The sequence below is a fragment of the Pseudoalteromonas simplex genome (genome assembly GCF_015278155.1).
Taxonomy (GTDB): domain Bacteria; phylum Pseudomonadota; class Gammaproteobacteria; order Enterobacterales; family Alteromonadaceae; genus Pseudoalteromonas; species Pseudoalteromonas simplex.
The window spans coordinates 316,737-337,633 of sequence record NZ_JADILN010000001.1 but is presented as its reverse complement, the minus strand read 5'-3'; the positions used below and the strand labels follow the sequence as shown (position 1 = coordinate 337,633).

Here is a 20,897-nt window from a genome sequence, read left to right as displayed (position 1 = left end):
AAATAAATACAACCGTATTGTGATGTGTGTTTTTAAGGTGCGAAGTACGAGATTCGAGATGCGAAGTATGAGATTCGAGGTGCGAAATGCGAGGACCGAGATGTGAGGTAGGAGGTGCTTTAGCGCCGAACAACAACTTCCTAATCACAGCTTAAGATTACCCTACAATTTTCTTGTAGGCGTGAAATTTATTTCGCGCGAAGAGCCGGTAGGTATGCGATGTTACTGGCGTGCCATGTGAGCATAGCGCAAAGAAGAGTTAAGAGTTACGCGGCATAAAGCTACATAAGCTAGGCCCTGTTTCCTAGAGCCTAGCGCCTGTTAACTTTCAATCTGATAGCTGACGGCTGAAAGCTTACAGCTCACTTTCCCTCGCTCACTCCCCTCCCCCATGCGTAAAACAAAACACATTAAGTTTGTTACCGTCTAAGTCTCTAAAGTATCCCGCATAAAAGCCGGGCATTTCACGTGGACCGGGGGCGCCTTCGTCTGTGCCACCTAGTTCTATGGCTTTTTTATAAAAGGCATCTACTTGGGCTGGGGTTTCTACTGCCAGAGCAATCATAGTGCCGTTACCTACTGTGGCTTTTTCATCGTTATAAGGTTTGGTAACCGCAAAACCGGGCTTATCTTGACCTGTGCTCCATGCGACAAAGCGGTCAGTTTCTAAAAAGCGCTCGGCGTTTAAAGTGGCGAACAATTCATCGTAATACTTTACTGCTTTAGCTAGGTTGTTAGTGCCTAACATGGTGTAACCTATCATTGTGTGCTCCTTACGTTTAAAAGTGTCTGTACTCAACATAAAAGGGAAATGACCATCTGTCTATTGATTTCTCCATTCATCGCAATGGACTATATTTCTGATGGTTGTTACTTTATAACAGGTTAACACGCCCTAATTTCTGCTCACTAACAAGGAAATAAAATGAAGTTTAAAACGTCTTTAGCACTGCTTGCAGCAGCCAGCTTTTACAGCCATGCAGGAGCTAGCAATACCTTTCAACTTGAAAATGTTTTTGATCTTGAATACGCCAACCAAATAGAAATGACAAAAAATGGCGATACAATTTACTTTGTGCGTAATCGCATGGATATCAAAAGCGACCGTAAAGTCAGTAATATTTGGTCAGTAAACCCAGATGGTAAAACCATGCTACCGCTAACGTCTGGCGTGCATATGGATTACTCTCCGGTGTTGTCACCAGATGAAACTCGTTTAGCGTTTATTTCTACCCGAGATGGTAGCAGCCAAATCTATGTAAAATGGTTAAAAACCGGTAACGTAGCAAAAATTAGTAACCTAACGCAAAGCCCTGGCGGATTAACTTGGACACCAGATGGCAAACAATTGGTGTTTAGCCAGTTTGTGCCAGCAAAATCAGCAAGCCCAGTGTCTTTACCGGGTAAGCCAGAAGGCGCTAAGTGGGCAGAGCCAGCTAAATATATTGACGATACCTATTACCGTGCCGATGGCGGTGGCTACTCTGAAAAAGGTTATCGTCACTTTTTTATCATCAGTGCAACGGGCGGCAATGCACGTCAATTGAGTTCTGGTGATTTTGATCATGGTGGTGCTATTAGCTTTAACGAACAAGGCGATGCGTTTTATTTTTCGGCTAATCGCTATGAAGACAATGAATTACACCCAACTGAATCTGAAATCTATAAACTTAGCTTAGCGGATCGTTCAATTACCCAAATAACAGACCGTAAAGGCCCAGATTCACGCCCTAAAGTCTCGCCAAATGGTCGTTACCTTGCATACACAGGCTACGACGACAAAAAAACTAACTATGAAAATAACGACATTTATTTACTTGATTTAAAATCAGGTAAAACCTCAGTACTCACTGCTGATTTAGACCGTAGTGTCGAAAGCATTAAATGGGATGATAGCGGCAGAGGTCTTTATTTTAGCTACGATAGTGAAGGTAAAACTCATCTAGCTTACCAGCCGCGTAGTGGTAAACATAAGGTGATTACCTCAGAGATTGGTAGTGTCGCCTTTGGTCGCCCATATTCAGGTGGTGACTTTGATGTGAGCGAAGATGGTGAAGTTGCATTCACACTTGCAGATACCCAGCGTCCAGCAGATGTAGCATTAATTAAGCGTGGTAAAACGGCACGTTTAACACAATTAAACGAAGATGCGCTGGGCGACAAAGAGCTGGCTAAGGTTGAAGAAATTTGGGTTAAATCAAGCCACGACGGTTTGGCCATTCAAGGTTGGATTGCTTACCCACCGGGTTTTGATAAAAACAAAAAGTACCCACTTGTTTTAGAAATCCACGGCGGTCCTGTTGCAAACTACGGCCCTCATTTTAGTCCTGAAGTTCAATTATACGCAGCCAAAGGTAATGTTGTGCTATATATGAACCCGCGCGGCAGTGACTCATACGGTAAAGAGTTTGCGCAAACAATTCATCATAACTACCCAAGTAATGACTTTGATGACTTAATGACAGGTGTTGATGCTGTCATCAATAAGGGCTTTATTGATGAGAGTAAGTTGTTTGTCACCGGCGGTTCAGGTGGCGGTGTTTTAACTGCATGGATTGTGGGTCATACAGACCGCTTTGCAGCCGCTGTTGTTGCTAAACCTGTTATCAATTGGATCAGCTTTGTACTAACTGCTGATTTCTACCCTTTCTTTGCTGACTATTGGTTCCCAGGTAAACCATGGGACAATATTGAGCATTATATGAAGCGCTCTCCAATTAGCTATGTGGGCAATGTAAAAACACCCACTATGCTGTTAACTGGTGAATCAGACTATCGCACGCCGATTTCTGAAACCGAGCAATTTTACCAAGCGTTAAAGCTACAAGGTGTTGATACAGCGATGGTGCGTATTCCTAATGCCTCACATGGTATTACCGCGCGCCCATCAAACCTGATGACCAAAGTCGGCTATATTCAATGGTGGTTTGATAAACATAGTAAGTAGTTGCGGGTTGCGAGCAATAGTTTAGGTGCGGCTTTATGCCGCGCCATATATAAACCATAACGCGGGATAAACCCGCTGCTATTTTCTAACTTTTGAATTTCAATCTGATAGCTGACGGCTGAAAGCTGACAGCTCTCTTTTCTGTAAACCCCCTTTACAGTCAAAATATGAGTAACTCCTTACATACATTTCTCAAATATCGGACATTAATCCAAAAGCAGTTAGTAAAAAATCGGTTTATAGCCAAAATCAGTAACTTGAGTTAGTAAAAAATCGGTTTGTGCCGCTAGAAACCTAGCTTCAGTTAGTAAAATTTTGGTTTGTAAGGGTGTTGAGTTGGTAAAAAATCGGTTTATGGCTTGAGTGAGTTAATAAAAAATCGGTTTGTAAATCGCTAGATTCTACAAAACAACATTAAATTGCCGTTTATATGAGCCAATTTAAACCATTCTAGAGGCTGTAATTAGGCAATAGGCCCTAAATTAAGGCTTATACGGCGGAGGTAGTTAAATCCTGATCTAAAATTCTTAGGCTGGTAAATGCGTGATCTGTATTTTTATAAAGCTAGTAAATGGCTGATCCAAGACTTGGTTAAAGAGTGATCCGAACTACGAGATACGAGATACGAGATACGAGATACGAGATACGAGATACGAGGTGCGAGGTTCGAGGTTCGAGATGCGAGGTGAGAGATGCGAGTCTGATGGCTGACGGCTGAAAGCTGATAGCTAAAAAGCGAAAAAGGGCCCGAAGGCCCCTAACAACATTATTGAATAGCTATAAAAGAAACTACATTACAACTTGGTTAGAACTGGTTCATGGTATTTGCTTCACCACCGGCTTTAAGCGCATTTTCACCAGAGAAGTACTCTTTATGAGTATCACCAATGTTTGAACCTGCTAGGTCTTGGTGTTTCACTGATGCTTGCTCACGGCGGATTTCTTGACGTTGTACGTCGCGAACATACGCTAGCATGCCTAGGTCGCCGAAATAGCCTTCTGATAGAATATCAGTGCTTAGCGCCGCAGTATGGTAAGTTGGTAGCGTGATTAGGTGATGGAAGATACCCGCTTCACGTGCACCATCTTTTTGGAAGTTTTGCACAAGTACGTCTGCTGCCGCTGCAAGCTCTGTGTCATCCATTTCTGGCGCCATTAATGCCTTATTGTCATCGATGCTTGGGTAAGCTGATAAGTCTTTACCTTGCTCTTGCCACTCAGCATATACTTGCTCACGGAATTTAAGTGTCCAGTTGAACGACGGTGAGTTGTTGTATACCAGCTTAGCATTGGGTACTTGCTCTTTAACGCGGTTTACAAGCTCAGCGATTTGTTTAACGTTTGGCTTTTCTGTTTCAATCCACAGTAAGTCTGCGCCTGATTGTAAGCTAGTTACACAGTCTAGAACTACGCGGTCTTTCTCTGTGCCTTCACGGAACTGGTATAAACCATTATCTAAACGTGTTGGTTTGCAAAGCTGACCATTCAGCTTCATTGCAGTGTCGCCTTCGTTTAAGTCATCCACACTGTTTACTAGTGTTGTTTCAAGGAACGACGTGTATTGGCTAGCAAGGTCGCCAGGAGTTTTAGATACTGGCACTTTTTGAGTAAGGCTTGCACCTAATGAGTCAGTACGAGCAACGATAATACCGTTATCAATGCCAAGCTCTAAGAATGCGTAACGAACCGCGTTAATTTTTGCTAGGAAATCTTCATGCGGTACAGTTACTTTACCAGCTTGGTGACCACATTGTTTTGCGTCAGATACTTGGTTCTCGATTTGGATAGCACATGCACCCGCTTCAATCATCTTTTTAGCAAGTAGGTAAGTTGCTTCTTCGTTACCGAAACCCGCATCGATATCAGCAATAATTGGCACAACATGGCTTTCGAAGTTATCGATTTTATTTAGCACTGCTTGAACGTCACCGCCGTTTGCTTTCGCTTCGTCTAGGTCTTTGTAAAGGTGGTCAAGCTCACGTGCATCAGCTTGCTTTAAGAAAGTGTAGATTTCTTCGATTAGCGCTGGAACAGACGTTTTTTCATGCATACTTTGGTCAGGTAATGGACCAAACTCAGAGCGAAGTGCCGCAACCATCCAGCCACTTAGGTATACATAGCTGCGTTTAGTTGTTTTATTATGACGTTTAATTGCCATCATCATTTGCTGTGCAGTAAAACCATGCCAACAACCTAGTGATTGTGTGTATTGGCTGTGGTCAGCATCATAAGCTGCCATATCTGCACGCATAATGTCTGCAGTATATTGAGCAATGTCTAGACCCGTACGAAAACGGTTTTGTAAACGCATACGGCTTGCGTATTCTGGGTTGATTGACTGCCACGTTTTGCCTTGTGATTGACATAAAGTAGCTAAGTTATCGGTTTCGCGTTGATATGTTGTCATAATAAAAATCCTTCGAACGGGTTATCTATTTTTTGTTAGTGAGAGTGGCTACTTGGCGTTTGCTTCGTAGCGCTTAATTCAACATTAGGCGGATTTTTTGGATTTAGTAAATTTATAGTTGTTATTGCCACTATATTTTTAGTGAATGGCAAATAACCTGCTTATTAGCCTTTTTTACGATATGGTTGAGCCATGAATGATCAATTTAAGCTCGTTTAAAGGACATTATTATGACCACTCTCTCACTTAACGGTTTAAGCGTTGATCAACAACTTGCACAGTTTGTTGAACAGCAACTTTTACCAGGAACAGGCATTAGCACAGACACTTTTTGGCAAGGTTTTGCTGATATCGTCAATGAACTAACACCTATCAATCGTGCGCTTTTAGAAAAACGCGAACAACTACAAGCAAAGATTGATGACTACCATAAGCAGCAGCCGGTATGGGATGCTGCTAACTATCAAGCATTCCTTGAAGACATTGGCTACCTTGTTCCTGAGCCAGCTAGTTTCAGCATAGAAACAGAGCAAGTAGAGCCTGAAATCGCAAACACAGCTGGGCCACAGCTTGTTGTGCCAGTGAGTAATGCACGCTTTGCCTTAAACGCCGCAAATGCGCGCTGGGGCTCACTGTATGATGCGCTATACGGCACAGATGTATTAAGTGAAGACGACGGCGCTGAGAAAGGCTCTACATACAACCCTGTGCGTGGCTTTAAAGTCATGGCTTATGCCCGCCAGTTCCTTGATAAAGCACTGCCTTTAGCAAACGGCTCACACATCGAAAGCACCAGCTATGCAGTGGTTAATAATGAGCTTTTAATCACATTACGTGATAGTAGTCAGGTTCGCCTAGCAAACCCTGAACAACTTATTGGTTACCAAGGTGAAGCGCAAAATCCAAGCGCTATCTTATTGAAAAATAATGGCTTACATATTGAGCTACAAATAGACCATCATCACCCAATAGGCCAAGCAGATAAAGCAGGCCTTAAAGATGTACTACTAGAAGCAGCCCTTACAACGATTATGGACTGTGAAGATTCCGTTGCTGCCGTTGATGCCGAAGACAAAGTAAACGTCTATCAAAACTGGCTTGGTTTAATGCAAGGAAACCTAGTAGAAGCATTTAACAAAGAAGGTAAAACCATTGAACGCCGTTTAGCAGAAGATCGCCAATATCAAGGTGTAAATGGCGAAACAATCACGCTAAAAGGTCGTAGCATGATGTTTGTACGTAATGTTGGCCACTTAATGACTAATCCAGCTATCCAAGATAGTGAGGGCAATGACGTGTTTGAAGGCATTATGGATGCCATTATCACTAGCACCGCTGCACTTCATGACTTAAAAGCTACAGGTAGCCTTAAAAATTCAACGGCTAAGAGTATTAATATTGTTAAGCCAAAAATGCATGGTCCAGAAGAAGTTGCCTTCACTAATACCCTGTTTACCCGCGTTGAGCAGCTGTTAGGCTTGCCTGCAAACACCATTAAAATGGGTATTATGGATGAAGAGCGTCGTACTTCAGCTAACTTAAAAGCCTGTATTTTCGAAGCTAAAAAGCGTGTTGTATTCATCAATACCGGCTTCTTAGACCGCACTGGTGACGAAATTCATACTTCAATGCAAGCAGGTGTAGTACTGCCAAAAGGCGCTATTAAGCTTGAACCTTGGATCAGCGCATACGAAGATCGCAACGTAGATATTGGTCTTGCAACTGGCCTTAGTGGTAAAGCACAGATTGGTAAGGGTATGTGGCCAATGCCAGATAAAATGGCGTTAATGATGGAACAAAAAAGTGGTCACCCGAAAAGTGGGGCAAATACCGCTTGGGTGCCCTCTCCTACTGCTGCAACACTGCATGCCATGCATTATCATGATATTGATGTATTTGCCTGCCAAAGAGCGCTTATGGACCGCAAAGAAGCAAGCCTTACCAGCTTACTCACTCCGCCGCTTATGAAAGATGCCAGCAGCTTAAGCAAAGAAGATATTCAAGCCGAACTTGATAACAACGCTCAGGGTATTTTAGGTTATGTTGTGCGTTGGATTGACCAAGGTATTGGTTGCTCAAAAGTACCAGACATCAACCATGTCGGTTTAATGGAAGACCGTGCCACACTGCGTATTTCAAGCCAGCATATGGCCAACTGGCTGTATCATGGCGTTTGTTCTGAAGAGCAAATTAGAAAAACCATGGCACGTATGGCGAAAGTTGTTGATGGTCAAAATGAAGGTGATCCGGCCTACAATAATATGGCTGATTCAGCCGAAACTTTAGCACAAAGTGTTGCTTATCAAGCAGCTTTAGCCCTTGTATTAGAGGGAGTTAAACAACCTAGTGGCTATACTGAACCATTATTGCATGCGTTCCGTATAAAGTATAAATCGTTAAATTAGCCACTACACAACTCCCCTTCGAGTTTCATGTGTCGTTCATTGCAGCCCTAGGGCTGCTTTTTTTTGACTAATATCAACTGATACCAATCCGCAATAATACTTAATTATTTTGAGGGATTAAACCTGTCGCTACCTGCGTTAAAAACTTCTGATTTAGAACAACTAAATAACGAAATTTTTGCCTTGTTATCAACGAGGTTTTATTGCCTCAAAATAGACCACTAAATTAAGCGTATTGGTATAAACTCATAACGACAGTGAATAGCCACCATTCATGGCATAATGAAAATCTATTAAAAAAGGGGCATTTGTTACCAAATGCCCCTTTTTACGTACTAATACGTACTAATTTTTTAAAAATTAGTTTTTAACAATCGCATTGTGATAAACGTTTTGCACGTCATCACAGTCATCAAGCATAGAAATAAACTTTTCAAAGTTTGCGATATCATCTGGATCAGTGATGTCAGTATGAACTTGTGGAACAAACGTGATTTCGTCTACTTCAAAGTTAATACCTTCAAATGCTTCTTCAAGAGCTGTTTTTGCTTTGTAGTACTCAGTATGTGGAGCGAATACAGATACTTTGCCGTCTTCTACTTCTACATCTGTTACGTCTACATCAGCCATCATTAGCGCTTCAAGTACAACTTCGTCGTCATCACCTTCAAAGCCTAAAACAGCTAAGTGGTCGAACATATGCGCTACACAGCCCGGTGTACCAATTTTTGAATCTGTTTTAGTGAACGGTAAACGTACATCTTTAATAGTACGGTTAGGGTTATCAGTTAAACAGTCCACAATAACCATACAGTTACCCGGGCCATAGCCTTCGTAACGTGCTGGAGAGTAGTCTTCCCCTGCTCCACCGGCTGCTTTTTTGATTGCATTATCGATTACGTGTGCTGGAACTTGGTCTTTTTTTGCACGCTCAATAATACGTTTTAGCGCTTGGTTTACTTCTGGATCTGGTTCGCCATTTTTAGCAACAACGTAGATTTCTTTACCATACTTAGAATTTACTTTAGTTTTTGCATTGGCTGTTTTAGCCATGGCGTTTTTGCGGACTTCAAATGCTCTGCCCATCTTATGCCTCTATGAATACATTTGATAATTGCCGATATTTTAGCAACTCATGACCGCTTGGGCTAGTACTAGGGCATCTTGAAAAATAAAAAACTAACAATAAATCTCAGGAAAAATAAAAAACAAAGCTATTTAACATAACACTTTATTTTCTTGGAATGAGTCAACCAAAGTAGGTAGTTCTGAAAAATGATGCATTACATAATCGGCCTGATTTGCATACTCAGGAATTTCATCTGGCGCGTACAAGCAAGCACGCATGTTGGCATTGTGAGCTGCTTGTATATCAAATAAGTAATCGCCGACATACAGTAACTCAGACTGATCAAGCTCCCATAATGTCGCAATCGCATTTAAAGCACTTGGATCAGGCTTAGCAGGCGCATCAGAGCGAGTCAACACGGTTTCTATTGGTAAGGGGTTATTCTTTAATTTAATGGCAGCTGCACGGTCGTAGTTGCGAGTCACAATCGCCATCGGGATGTTATTTTCTTTCAGCCTCTTAATTGCCTCAGCAACGCCTGGCAATAAATGCGCATGCTGCGCATCAATAAGTTCATGCTGATGAACAATATTCATCGCTTCTTCACGCATGTAAGGCGAAGGTAACGAAGCAATGTAAGCAAGTAAGTCATTCTCAACAGGACAGCCTACCTGTGCTTTGATCAGTGAAAAATCCAACTCCGATGAAACCAAAGTACCATCTAAGTCAAAGATTACGCCACGGATATTGTTGTCATGGATAGTCATATAAATCCCTGTATATGAGAAGTGGGAAAATGTTGATGCCCATTAATAAGATAGTTTACGAAATGGGTTTATTAAAGGATCAAAGGATTAAAAAAGTAACTTTTTTAATCCTTTAGGACTGCTATTACTCTGGATTGACCGGCTCAAATCTAGCCTCAAGCCAAGTATCATCTTGGCTAAAGGTCAGCGTTTTTACCTTACCTTTACCCTCAATATTTACCATATTCACTTGTGTTGGCCATAGGTCGCGAAGTGCTCCGTTGCTCATTCGAATACCATGAATTCCCTCAGGGATCATGACTTCTTGGTAAACCCAAAAGAATTTACCATCAACTTGCGCACCCACATCTTTAAGCTCAAGCGGCTTGCCATCTAAAGTTTGTAGAGCAATATGTGACTCAACATAATCAGCAAAACGCTTCTGATCTTCTTTATTACTTAAGATATCAGCATTGCCGTCAAACAAATATTCAACGGCGTGCTCTGTATCATGTAAATAAAAACGATGCATCAGCTCAATATTGTTGGTGCGTTTGTTAAATAACACGGTAGTCACAGACGCTTTTAACTGGTGCGCCATGGTTGGCGCACTCAGTAATAGAGCAAAAATAATGGCTATAAAGCGCATTATTGTTGCTCCTGGGCATCATTTTCGTCGCCTTTTTTCAGCTCAGTTTTAATATCTTGCATGATATCGCGGCTGACTTTCGCTTTACTCTTCTCACGTTTGTACACTTCAATACGTGATGGAATAATACGACGCGGGTAGTTATTGTTTTCTACATCAACATCCGCTGTTTCCCAGCGAGGGTCCACTGTAACAGACACTAGGTTTTTACCTTTTTCTGTAACAATTAGCTTTTGTACATGCTTGTGGTTACGACGCCAGATTTCAGCCGGAATGTACTGCTCTTCTTTCGTACCATCTTCATAAGTAAGCTCTAACAAGATAGGCATGACTAAACCACCTAAGTTTGAGAACTCAAGTACGTAGTAGTTTTTATCTTCTTTGATTGCACGCTCAAACGTTTTACGCTCCCAAGGCTCTAATCCTTTAAGGAATTTGTTATACGCGTTACGCTCTTTGTTAGTTACTGTGAAGCGGTCGTTTTCGTCGTAGAAGTCAGTTACATCTGGGTTTTCTTCAACCCACAGTTTTTTACCTTCTTCTTTATTACGTTTTACGAATAACGGCATTGGCTTGTCAGCTTCGATATCACGTAAACGATTAAAGTCGATATCAGGATTTTTGGTATCTAAACGAAGTTGGTAAACCTTGTCTAGCGAGATATCAACGTGATCTGTGGTGTAGAACCAACCACGCCAGAACCAATCAAGGTCAACACCTGACGCTTCTTCCATAGTGCGGAAGAAATCAGCAGGAGTAGGGCGCTTGTATTTCCAACGCTGTGCATATTCTTTGAATGCAAAGTCGAATAGCTCACGGCCAAGGATCACTTCACGTAAAATGTTAAGTGCAGCAGCAGGCTTAGTATAAGCATTAGGGCCTAAACGTAATACGCTGTCTGACTGTGTCATAACAGGCACTTGGTTTTCAGACTTCATGTACTCAACGATGTCGCGAGGCTCAACACCCCAAGGAATAGTGTGGTCCCATTCGCGACCAGCAACACCATCTAAGAAGCTGTTAAGGCCTTCATCCATCCACGTCCATTGACGTTCATCAGAATTGACGATCATAGGAAAGTAAATGTGGCCAATTTCATGGATAACCACACCGATCAAGAAGCGTTTTTCTGCTTGCGAGTAGGTACGAGTTCCATCTTCTTGTAGATCTGTACGCGGGCCATTGAAGGTGATCATAGGGTATTCCATACCGCCTACTGGGCCATTTACAGATTGAGCAACTGGGTAAGGGTAGTCAAACGAGAAGCGTGAATACACTTCCATTGTATGAACTACTGACTCAGTAGAGTACTTCTTCCAAAGGTCACCACCTTCTTTAGGGTAAAAAGACATCGCCATTACTAACGGCTGATCTTTACCGCCTTGATGGTAGCCTTTTGCATCCCACATAAACTTACGTGAAGAAGCCCACGCAAAGTCACGTACATTTTCAGCTTTAAAGTGCCATGTTTTCGTTTTGTTTGTGCCTTCTTTTTCGTTTTCTAACGCTTCTTCTTCAGTCACGATGAAAACAGGGCGCTTAGCATCTTCAGCTTGTTCAAGACGCTTACGCTGTGTGCTAGTCAGAACGCTGCTTGGGTTATCAAGCTGACCCGTTGCCGATACGATATGGTCAGCAGGTACTGTAATTTCTACATCGTAATCACCAAACTCAAGTGTGAACTCACCGCTGCCTAAGAAAGCTTTGTTAGTCCACGCTTCATAATCAGTGTATGCAGCAAGACGAGGGAACCACTGCGCTAATAAAAAGATATCGTTACCATCTTCTTCAAAGTGTTCATAACCTGAACGCGCGCCAACGGCGTCTTCTTCAACAATGTTAAAGGCGAAGTCCATGCTGAACTCAACGTCTTTTCCCGGTTTAAGCGGCTCGTTTAAGTCGATACGCATTAAGGTATCTACTACAGTAACTTTAAGCTCTTTTCCGTCTTCGTCTTTAACATTGGCGATTTGATAACCCAGCTCGTTGTCGGCCAGAAATTGCTGACGACGTAGCTGACCTAAGCTCAGTTTAGTTGATTTTGGCTGAGGATCACCTTGCAATGTTTTACCATTGAAAGTAGATGTCATTTCAGCAATTGAGTCAGATTTAAAGATATTTTGGTCTAGCTGTAACCAAAGATACTTTAAGGTGTGCGGCGAGTTATTTTTGTATTCGATAGTTTGGCTTGCTGTTAAGCGGCGTTTCTTTTCATCAAGCTTTACATCGATGTCGTAGTTTACTTGCTGTTGCCAATAATTTTCAGCAGGCTCACCGGCCGCACTACGGTATACGTTTGGAGTTGGAAGTGCTTCATCTAGCTGACGGAACTTGTCAACGAATGAGCCTTTAGTTTGCTCAACAGATGACGCCATAACAGCTGAAGATACTGCTAAAGGCAATACCAAAGCACTCAATTTGAGAACTGCTTTTTTCATTGTTTATCCTGTAATTAGTTTGCAACCGTAACATCGCAAACTAAAAACAAAGTTGCAACATTATCACGATAAATTGCGGTATTTTTCCGGTAGTATTCATCGGTTATTACTAATCAAGATTAATTGTTGCTTTTTTTAATTAATATCTTGTAAAGGGGGTTTACAAAAACTGATTAATTTTAATTCAGCACTAATTCATTCCAAAGCATTACAGTTAAAGAGAAGGTAATCGACTTAAATTCTAGTTAATGATGAAAGGGTGATTAGATGAAGTTTTATATTGTAAAAAAAGACTCTCGTTTAGCAGCCATTCCTGCGCAAGAATCAATCTTAAACGAGTACCAAGAACGTGGTTTTAAGTTTGTTGAGGTCATCAATGCATGTGATGAATCAGACGCCCTATCACGAACAAAACCAGAGATTAAAAGAGCTAACAAATGGCTAATTTGGTCATCTTCTTTGGTTATTTTGACCCTATCCATAATTATTTTTTGCAATTAAGTAATTTTTGTAGCATTTGCTATTGAAATTTACTGCCATTTATATTTAAAATCGCCCACTTTTTTGATTTTGGGGTCTACGCAGCATGCATTTTAACCCCCAAAATGTTTGGTAATCAGCATAGAATTCGGTGAGCGTATGGATTTCTATATCCTAAAAAAACAACAAGAACTAATTGCAATTCCAGCGGACGAACAAAATTGTAAACAGTACCTAGATTCAGGGTATTTTTATATCGACAAAGTAGCGGCATGTAATGAAACAAATGCCCTTAAGATTTTACAAGCTAAGCAAACTAAAGCGCTTAAAGTACCTATGATAATGGCATTGTTAGCTTTGCCAATGGTGGTTTTTGCTTGGTATAGCTTAAGTTAACAAACCAGGCTGGGCATCTTGGCTCAGCTTAGGTATATTGACGCTCTTAATAAATAATAAGAGCGTTTAATGAAAGTCCTTCATACATCTGATTGGCATTTAGGCCAACAATTCTACGAGCATTCCCGATTCGATGAGCATCAAGCATTTCTAGCTTGGTTAACCGATACGCTTGTGTCAGAGAAGATTGACTTACTACTGGTTGCGGGTGACATTTATCATACGGCAACGCCACCTGCCAGCGCAGAAAACCAACTCTACCAATTTATTAAAACCACTAAGCAGCATTGCCCTGACTTACACATAGTGATTATTGCTGGTAACCATGATTCAGCAAATCGTATTATGGCGGCAAAGCCTTTATTGGCTCAGTTTGATACCTATGTTGTTGGCCGCTTTGATAGCAATGTTCCTCATGAAGTTGTACTGCCAATCAGTACAAAAAATGGCGATGCGAATGTTGTCGCCATGCCATTTTTACGTAGCAGTGATTTAAGCAGTTATAACCGCCAACAAGAGCAACCGCTAACATACAATCAGGCCGTTGCTCTTGCCTACAAAGATGCATTACAAGCAGCAAGCGAATTACCAAACGCGCCATTAATTGCTATGGGCCACCTGCATGCAAAAGGTGGAGACATCTCATCTGATTCTGAACGTAATTTAGTTATTGGTGGTGAAGATGCGATATCGGCAAGCATATTTACTGATCAACCTGATTATGTCGCACTAGGGCATCTTCATAAGGCTCAAAGCGTCGCGAAGAAAGAGACCATTCGCTACAGTGGCACGCCAATGCCGATGTCATTTTCTGAAAGGCGTTACCAACATCAAGTTGTAATAGTCGAGCTTACTGACTCAGGTACTTCTGTAAACCCCCTTTACATTCCTAGCTTCTGTAAAGTCATGTTACTACCAGAAAAAGACTGTGTGCCACTGAACGAACTCTGTGAGCTTATAAAACAGCTCGATTTAACAGATGAAGATTTAGCGCCATATCTGCGGGTTAAATTGAGCGCCCATGACACTGACACCACTTTCAGAGAACAAATAGAACAAGCCCTTGAAGGTAAGCAGGTTAAGTTTTGTGGCATTGAAAGAGTACGTCAGCAAAGCAACCAGCAAGACGATGAACAAACCCTATTTGAAGATGTCTCGCAAATTGAAGCGCTAAATCCACATTCACTTTTAGAGCAAGCATTTGCAAACAATAAAGATATGGCAGGGCAGGCGGTGCCAAAAGAATTAGAAAGCTTACTAAGCCAAGTGATCGATGAATTGAATGCAGAGGACCTACTATGAAAATTTTAGCGATTCGTGTTCACCAACTAGCCTCTATCTTAGACGCCGAAGTCGACTTTAGCGCTTCGCCTTTAAAAGAAGCAGGGTTGTTTGCCATCACCGGTGATACCGGCGCCGGTAAAAGCACATTACTCGATGCCATTTGCTTAGCACTTTATAACAAAACAGCAAGGTTACGCGGCGATACAGGCAATAAAATTGACTTTAACGGCGACAATATCAAACTCAATGACTCGCGAAACTTATTACGCCGCGGGGCAGGGCAGGGCTATGCAGAAGTCGACTTTATTGGCCAAGATAAACAACAGTACCGAGCAAGGTTAAGCTTTAGCCGAGCGCGTAATAAAGCCGATGGCAAGTTACAACCTGCACAACATAGCCTGCACTCATTACCCGATGAAACCCTAATCGCCGATCGAAGCGCGGCAGGTAAAGAAATCGAGCGTATTATCGGTTTGAGCTTTGAGCAGTTCTCACGAGCAGTCCTTCTTGCGCAACATGAATTTGCGGCATTTTTAAAAGCGACCGGAGATGAGCGTGCGCAACTACTTGAATGCTTAACAGGCACCGATAAATTTAGCCGTATTGGTCAGCGGATTTTTGAACGCCATCGTGAGCAGCTGCAAGCATTAGAGCAGTTAAAGTTAAGTTTAAGTAATTATCAGGTTTTAAGCCCTGAACAGGTCGAAACGAAACAAGCAGAACAAAAAGCGCTTGAAGCTAAACTTGCTGAGTTGCAAAAGCAAATAAAACAATTTGAACAGTACCAAGGGTGGTACAAGCAAGCATCTCAGCAGCAACAACAGCTAAACCAGGCAGAGCAAGCAAAGCAAGAATTACAGCAACAAATGCACGCGCTTGCTGAAAAAGCCACTGAAGCGAAACAAGCCCAGCAATGCCTAGAAATAAAAGATAACCGCGAGCGCGTTACTTCGATTGCTGCTCAACATGGGCAACTTATTAAAAACCGTGAGCAGCTTTTAAATGTTGATCATAAAACAGTGATCAAAGACGCTGAGCAAACGCTTGAGAAGCAAACCGCGCAACTAAACCAAGCAAAGCAAGCACAAAAAGACGCGCAGCCTATTATTAGCCAGGCCCGAGAGTTAGATAAGCAACTTGCTGTATTAAACCAGCAAGCAGCGGCGCAAAAAGTACAAGTAGAGAAAGCTAAGCACCATCATCAAGAGCTGACTAATACACTAAACAGCCATAAAGCAGAGCAGCAAAAACAGCTCGATCAACAAGCGCAAATAAATAGCTATTTAGAAACACATGCACAATGGCAACCATTAGCAAAAGACTGGTCATTCTTTAAAAGTGAGTTAAGCCGCTTTAGCCAGCAACTGCACACAATTAGCCAATCACAGCAAAACGTAAAAGCTCTTCAACCTAAAATTGATGAGCAGCAAGCAGCTGCGCAGCAGTGTAAAACTCAATACCAAGCCCTTGAGCAAGAAATTAAGCGCCTAAATGAGCAAGATACCGCCTTTAAATCGAGTTTAAACACCCAATCAATGGCAGATATCGACGCTAGGCTTGATGCGATTAAACACCTGATTGAAAAGCGCCAAGTATGGCAAACTAATCAGCAGCAGTTAAAAAATTGGCAAACCCAGCTAAACACTTTAAGCCAAACGGAGCAGCAACTACAAACAGCATTAAAAGATGCGCAGCAAGGTGCAGAGCAAGCACAGCAGCAGGTTTCGTTTTGTGAGCAAAACTTACAGCAAGTGCAGTTAAGAGCCAGTGAAGGGGTTAGCCAGTTACGCGCCACTTTAAAGGCAGGGGAGCCGTGTGCAGTATGTGGCTCAAAAGAGCACCCCTTTATGCATAAAGAAATGGTTAACGAGCAATTTAGTCAACTTATTAACGACTTTACCAACCAACTAACTAACGCCAAACAGCACTTAAAAGCTCAGCAAGCATTACAGCAAGCTAAAAGTAATGAGCTGGCGGCATGCAGCCAACAGATAAGCTTGTTAACTGGGCAAATCTCAGAACTGAGCGCTCAACAACAGAACCTCAAAGAAACCATGGCAGCTAATCGTACTGAGCTAAATGATTTAACCGAAGATCAGTTAAACGAGCGTCAACAACAGCTCAGCCTGCAAAAACAGCAATACTACAAAGCTCTTGAACAGCAACAGCAGCTGCAAAACACGCTTGCGGCTAAGCAAACTGAGTATAATCAGCAAGGGCAAGCGCTACATAGCAAAGAGCAGCAATTAAACGAATTACAGCAACAGCTGAATAATCAGCAAACACGTTTAACCGAGCTCAATGATGAGCATCAGCAGCTTTACACGACACTGAATCAACAGTTCGCCAGTGCACCTTGGTGGCAGGCACTCAATACACAAAGCATTTCTTTAGAGAACATTGCAGAGCACGTTGAGGCTTATCAAGCTTCGCTGCAAACGGCTGATGAGCTTAAAACTAGCTTCAAAGCCATTGAGCAGCACCTTGCACATGTAACGCCGCAGCTAAACGAAGCACATACCTCCTTAACTCAGTGCAACGAGCAACTAAGCCAAACTCAAAACGAACTCACGCAGATAAAATCAAAGCGCGAGGGCTTATTTAGTAACGCGGCGATATCGGTAGATGAGTTTATAGCAGAGCTTGAAAAGGCGATAGATTCAGCGCAGCAGGCACTGCAACTTGCCCAAGCAACCCATAGTAATGCGGTGAAGGCGCGTGACGAACAAGCCATTCAAATCGCCAATATTGACGAGCGTGAAAAAGAGCTCACCGCAGAGCAAGCGGCGCTTAATGAGCGATTTAGCCTTTGGTTTAATGATTTTAAAGCGCAGCACCCAAGTTTGGATGAGCAAGCAGTTAGTCAGCTATTAACGATAAGTCCCGCTGAAATTAAACAAACTCTGGCAGATTACCACACCGCCGAGAGCAGCTTAAAAGACGCTGAGGCTCTTTTAAAACAGCGACAGCAGGCGCTGGCTCAGCACCAAAAAGACAAGCCAGCTCTCGGTGAAGATCAGCTGCAATTACAGCTTAATCAAGCCACAGAGCAACAAGTACAAGAAAATAACGCATTATTGCAAGTTGCGACTGAGCTTAAAACCCATCAACAAAATAGCGAAGCGCTGGCTGATAAACAAAAGCAATTGGTTGAGCAGCAAAAAAGCTATGAGCACTGGCATTTACTCAATAAGGTCTTAGGGGATGCCAGCGGCAAAACCATGCGTAATTTAGCGCAAACGCAAACCTTAAAAATACTGCTGCACTACGCGAATAGTCACTTACAGACACTAAATAAACGCTACAAATTAACAGCCATAGGGCAAACGCTCGATATCGCAATTATCGATAAAGACATGGCCGATGAGCAGCGCTCTGTTAATACATTATCGGGCGGTGAGTCATTTTTGGTATCGTTAGCACTGGCGCTAGGGCTTGCCTCGTTGTCGTCGAATAAAGTGCAAATAAACTCTTTGTTTATCGATGAAGGGTTTGGTACGTTGGACAGTGAAACGTTAAGCATCGCGATGGATGCTCTTGATTCACTACAAGCACAAGGCCGCAAAGTAGGGGTTATTTCGCACGTATCAGAAATGACCGAACGCGTTGCCACGCAAGTGCATGTGGCGAAAAAACCAGGTGGTTATTCGACCATCTCAGTTATTTAAAGGATTAGCATGCCAACTTTTAACCACGAAGAAGCAAATCATTACGACGAACGCATTTTGCGCCTAGTTCCAGGTTATGAGCTATTACATCAAGCAACCGCGGCACAACTTGCAGCCACGCTGAGCGATGAAGCGTGCATTTTAGTGATTGGTGCCGGAACAGGTAAAGAAATCATTGAATTAGCGGCGCTAAAACCAAGCTGGCAATTTATTGCTCAAGACATTTCACAAGACATGCTCGATATTGCCGAGCAACAGTTTGGCCAGCATAACATTAGCGATCGCGTAACAGTACACTGCGGTGATATCAACGACATCGACACTCAATGTGACGCCGCACTGTGTTTACTGGTAATGCACTTTGTTGAAGATAACGGCGATAAAAAAGCGCTATTAAAAGCGATTCACAGCAAACTTAAAAAATCGAGCAACTTATACATTGCCGATTTAATGCGCCCAGAAACCGCTTTTGAGCGCGAATCTCAACTACAGCTCTGTACGCAGTTAGGTTTAACCGAAGTCGGCGTAGAACGCATGCGCCACAACCTAGAGCACGAGTTTTACCCATTAGACCGAATTCGTTTTTCAGAGTTAATGAATGAAACCCGCTTCAGCACCCCTAAACAGTACTTTAAAGTGCTTGGTTTTGCTGGGTATGTGGTTGGGAGTTAGCTCCTAAGCCTAATATCCCGCGGCTTGGCCGTCTTTACGGGTTTCTGATGCGCCGTAATAAACGCCGGTTTTTGGGTCTTTCAATATTGCTTGATAACCACCGTATGGGCCAACCGCGTCTTGTAAGGTGTGGCCTTTTTTCATTAACTCACGGCGGGTTTCCATCGAAAAACCTGACTCTAAGCTAACAAAACCACCGTCTTCCATGATCTCGCCGGTTGGCTGCGATGAACCTGTGTGCAGAATACGTGGTGCATCACCGGCTTCTTGTAGGTTCATGCCAAAATCAATCATGTTGATAAGTATTTGAGCATGCATTTGTGGCTGTGTTGCGCCGCCCATTACGCCATAACTCATATATGGCTTGCCATCTTTGGTGACAAACGCTGGAATGATTGTATGAAATGGTCGTTTGCCTGGCTCATATTGGTTCATGTGGCCTTTTTTAAGGGCGAACATTTCGCCACGGTTTTGCAATACAAAGCCTAATTTTGCAGGTGTCATACCTGAGCCCATGCCACGGTAATTACTTTGAATAAGCGAAACCATGTTGCCGTCTTTGTCGGCGGTCGTCATATAAATGGTATCGCCTTCTACTGGGCCTGCGTGGTCACGTTTTGCAGCTTTATTAGGGTCTATCAGTTTGCGTCTTTGGTCAGCATATTGCTGCGAAATAAGTGTTTGTACGGGAATGGTGTTAAATGCTGGATCGGCGTAATACTTTGCACGATCTGCAAACGCGAGCTTTTTCGCTTCAACAAAGGTGTGTACGTATTCTGGGCTATCAAAGCCCATAGCTTTGATATCGTAACCTTCAAGAATATTCAGAATTTGCTGTGCAGCAATACCTTGGCCATTTGGTGGCAATTCCCAAAGCGTATACCCTCTATAATCGGCGCTCACAGGCTTAACCCATTCACTATGGTGGGCAGCTAAATCGTCATACGATAAGTAGCCGCCGTTTTCTTTCATGTAGCGACCAATTTCTTTAGCAATATCGCCTTTGTAAAAAGCATCGCGGCCGCCTTTGGCAATTTTACGATAGGTGTTTGCAAGGGCAGGGTTCTTAAAGATCTCTCCTTTTTCTGGCATTGCCCCATCAGGCATATATACATCTTTAAAGCCTGGGTATTTACCACGCGCAGCCACACTTTTTTGCATGTAATAGGCAATCAGTTCAGACACAGGGAAGCCATTTTCAGCGTAGTCGATAGCAGGTTGGAGTAAGGCTTTCATTGGTGTTTTGCCAAACTTTTTATGTAACTCAAACCAACCATCTACCGCACCAGGTACCGACACAGGCAATGGCCCATAAGCAGGAATGTAGTCACCTTGTGCTTTTAAAGTATCAAAAGATAAGCTTTGTGGTGAACGACCAGAGGCATTTAAACCGTAAAGTTGCTTGCTTTTGTTATCCCAAACAATGGCAAATAAATCGCCGCCAATTCCACATCCTGTTGGTTCAACTAGGCCTAGTACTGCATTTGCTGCAATAGCCGCATCAATAGCATTACCGCCGTCTTTTAAAACTTGTAAGCCTACTTGCGTAGCTAACGGCTGTGATGTTGCAACCATCCCTGATTGTGCGATGACTTCAGAACGACTAGCAAAATTATGACCTGTGATGCGATCGTAAGCTTGAGCAGCGCCTGTTGCGCCTAAGCATACTGCTAGCACTAAACTTTTAAAGAGTGGAGTTGGTTTCATAGTTTTTTGCCCTTTTTGTTATTTTTATC

The 20,897-nt window shown here is 42.6% G+C and carries 14 protein-coding genes; 7 read left to right on the top strand and 7 right to left on the bottom strand.

What is annotated here, in order from left to right:
• Nucleotides 1-376: 376 nt before the first annotated feature.
• Entirely contained in the window at nucleotides 377-763 is a 387-nt protein-coding gene (locus IRQ78_RS01525; RefSeq protein ID WP_194441160.1) for a VOC family protein, read from the bottom strand.
• Between the two features lie 162 nt (nucleotides 764-925).
• On the opposite strand from IRQ78_RS01525, the gene IRQ78_RS01520 reads away from it, so the two are divergent.
• Entirely contained in the window at nucleotides 926-2,947 is a 2,022-nt protein-coding gene (locus IRQ78_RS01520) for a S9 family peptidase (protein WP_194441159.1), read from the top strand.
• Nucleotides 2,948-3,752: 805 nt separating this feature from the next.
• On the opposite strand, the gene IRQ78_RS01515 is transcribed toward IRQ78_RS01520, so the two are convergent.
• The gene (locus IRQ78_RS01515; RefSeq protein ID WP_194441158.1) at nucleotides 3,753-5,354 is read right to left on the bottom strand and encodes an isocitrate lyase; all 1,602 of its coding nucleotides are present in this window, start codon (nucleotides 5,352-5,354) and stop codon (nucleotides 3,753-3,755) included.
• A 230-nt stretch (nucleotides 5,355-5,584) separates the two neighbouring features.
• Between IRQ78_RS01515 and IRQ78_RS01510 the strand changes: the two genes are divergently transcribed.
• Entirely contained in the window at nucleotides 5,585-7,759 is a 2,175-nt protein-coding gene (locus IRQ78_RS01510) for a malate synthase G (protein WP_228482470.1), read from the top strand.
• Nucleotides 7,760-8,119: 360 nt separating this feature from the next.
• Here IRQ78_RS01510 and IRQ78_RS01505 read toward each other — a convergent pair whose 3' ends face one another.
• The 4 genes from IRQ78_RS01505 to IRQ78_RS01490 all read right to left on the bottom strand — a co-directional run bounded on the left by IRQ78_RS01505 (nucleotide 8,120) and on the right by IRQ78_RS01490 (nucleotide 12,661).
• Nucleotides 8,120-8,845 carry a YebC/PmpR family DNA-binding transcriptional regulator gene (locus IRQ78_RS01505; protein WP_054553380.1) on the bottom strand — a complete coding sequence of 242 codons (726 nt, stop codon included), beginning with the start codon at nucleotides 8,843-8,845 and terminating at the stop codon, nucleotides 8,120-8,122.
• 132 nt (nucleotides 8,846-8,977) lie between these two features.
• Nucleotides 8,978-9,595: an HAD family hydrolase gene (locus tag IRQ78_RS01500; protein ID WP_194441157.1), complete on the bottom strand. Its 618-nt coding sequence runs from the start codon at nucleotides 9,593-9,595 to the stop codon at nucleotides 8,978-8,980.
• A gap of 124 nt (nucleotides 9,596-9,719) precedes the next feature.
• Nucleotides 9,720-10,223: a DUF6702 family protein gene (locus tag IRQ78_RS01495; protein ID WP_054553378.1), complete on the bottom strand. Its 504-nt coding sequence runs from the start codon at nucleotides 10,221-10,223 to the stop codon at nucleotides 9,720-9,722.
• Nucleotides 10,223-12,661, bottom strand: a complete 2,439-nt coding sequence (locus IRQ78_RS01490) for a M1 family metallopeptidase (RefSeq protein WP_194441156.1) — start codon at nucleotides 12,659-12,661, stop codon at nucleotides 10,223-10,225. Before IRQ78_RS01490 ends, IRQ78_RS01495 begins: the two co-directional genes overlap by 1 nt.
• Before the next feature lie 267 nt (nucleotides 12,662-12,928).
• On the opposite strand from IRQ78_RS01490, the gene IRQ78_RS01485 reads away from it, so the two are divergent.
• The 5 genes from IRQ78_RS01485 to IRQ78_RS01465 all read left to right on the top strand — a co-directional run bounded on the left by IRQ78_RS01485 (nucleotide 12,929) and on the right by IRQ78_RS01465 (nucleotide 19,161).
• Nucleotides 12,929-13,162 carry a hypothetical protein gene (locus IRQ78_RS01485; RefSeq protein WP_054553376.1) on the top strand — a complete coding sequence of 78 codons (234 nt, stop codon included), beginning with the start codon at nucleotides 12,929-12,931 and terminating at the stop codon, nucleotides 13,160-13,162.
• A gap of 138 nt (nucleotides 13,163-13,300) precedes the next feature.
• Nucleotides 13,301-13,537 carry a hypothetical protein gene (locus tag IRQ78_RS01480; RefSeq protein WP_054553375.1) on the top strand — a complete coding sequence of 79 codons (237 nt, stop codon included), beginning with the start codon at nucleotides 13,301-13,303 and terminating at the stop codon, nucleotides 13,535-13,537.
• 69 nt (nucleotides 13,538-13,606) lie between these two features.
• Nucleotides 13,607-14,839 (top strand): exonuclease SbcCD subunit D C-terminal domain-containing protein, encoded by a 1,233-nt coding sequence (locus IRQ78_RS01475; RefSeq protein ID WP_194441155.1) that lies wholly within the window; start codon nucleotides 13,607-13,609, stop codon nucleotides 14,837-14,839.
• Complete coding sequence (locus tag IRQ78_RS01470; RefSeq protein WP_194441154.1) at nucleotides 14,836-18,489, top strand: AAA family ATPase; 3,654 nt, start codon at nucleotides 14,836-14,838, stop codon at nucleotides 18,487-18,489. The genes IRQ78_RS01475 and IRQ78_RS01470 overlap by 4 nt, the downstream gene beginning before the upstream one ends.
• Nucleotides 18,490-18,498: 9 nt before the next feature.
• Nucleotides 18,499-19,161: a class I SAM-dependent methyltransferase gene (locus IRQ78_RS01465; RefSeq protein ID WP_138617169.1), complete on the top strand. Its 663-nt coding sequence runs from the start codon at nucleotides 18,499-18,501 to the stop codon at nucleotides 19,159-19,161.
• A gap of 9 nt (nucleotides 19,162-19,170) precedes the next feature.
• Here the strand turns inward: IRQ78_RS01465 and ggt are convergent, their stop codons facing one another.
• Nucleotides 19,171-20,868 (bottom strand): gamma-glutamyltransferase, encoded by a 1,698-nt coding sequence (ggt, locus tag IRQ78_RS01460; protein ID WP_194441153.1) that lies wholly within the window; start codon nucleotides 20,866-20,868, stop codon nucleotides 19,171-19,173.
• Between the last annotated feature and the right edge of the window lie 29 nt (nucleotides 20,869-20,897).

Bases quoted from the DNA above. Each gene is read 5' to 3' on its own strand.
- IRQ78_RS01500 (WP_194441157.1), bottom strand. From the start codon at position 9,595: ATGACTATCCATGACAACAATATCCGTGGCGTAATCTTTGACTTAGAT.
- ggt (WP_194441153.1), bottom strand. From the start codon at position 20,868: ATGAAACCAACTCCACTCTTTAAAAGTTTAGTGCTAGCAGTATGCTTA.
- IRQ78_RS01495 (WP_054553378.1), bottom strand. From the start codon at position 10,223: ATGCGCTTTATAGCCATTATTTTTGCTCTATTACTGAGTGCGCCAACC.
- IRQ78_RS01515 (WP_194441158.1), bottom strand. From the start codon at position 5,354: ATGACAACATATCAACGCGAAACCGATAACTTAGCTACTTTATGTCAA.
- IRQ78_RS01505 (WP_054553380.1), bottom strand. From the start codon at position 8,845: ATGGGCAGAGCATTTGAAGTCCGCAAAAACGCCATGGCTAAAACAGCC.
- IRQ78_RS01480 (WP_054553375.1), top strand. From the start codon at position 13,301: ATGGATTTCTATATCCTAAAAAAACAACAAGAACTAATTGCAATTCCA.
- IRQ78_RS01510 (WP_228482470.1), top strand. From the start codon at position 5,585: ATGACCACTCTCTCACTTAACGGTTTAAGCGTTGATCAACAACTTGCA.
- IRQ78_RS01470 (WP_194441154.1), top strand. From the start codon at position 14,836: ATGAAAATTTTAGCGATTCGTGTTCACCAACTAGCCTCTATCTTAGAC.
- IRQ78_RS01525 (WP_194441160.1), bottom strand. From the start codon at position 763: ATGATAGGTTACACCATGTTAGGCACTAACAACCTAGCTAAAGCAGTA.
- IRQ78_RS01520 (WP_194441159.1), top strand. From the start codon at position 926: ATGAAGTTTAAAACGTCTTTAGCACTGCTTGCAGCAGCCAGCTTTTAC.
- IRQ78_RS01485 (WP_054553376.1), top strand. From the start codon at position 12,929: ATGAAGTTTTATATTGTAAAAAAAGACTCTCGTTTAGCAGCCATTCCT.
- IRQ78_RS01475 (WP_194441155.1), top strand. From the start codon at position 13,607: ATGAAAGTCCTTCATACATCTGATTGGCATTTAGGCCAACAATTCTAC.
- IRQ78_RS01490 (WP_194441156.1), bottom strand. From the start codon at position 12,661: ATGAAAAAAGCAGTTCTCAAATTGAGTGCTTTGGTATTGCCTTTAGCA.
- IRQ78_RS01465 (WP_138617169.1), top strand. From the start codon at position 18,499: ATGCCAACTTTTAACCACGAAGAAGCAAATCATTACGACGAACGCATT.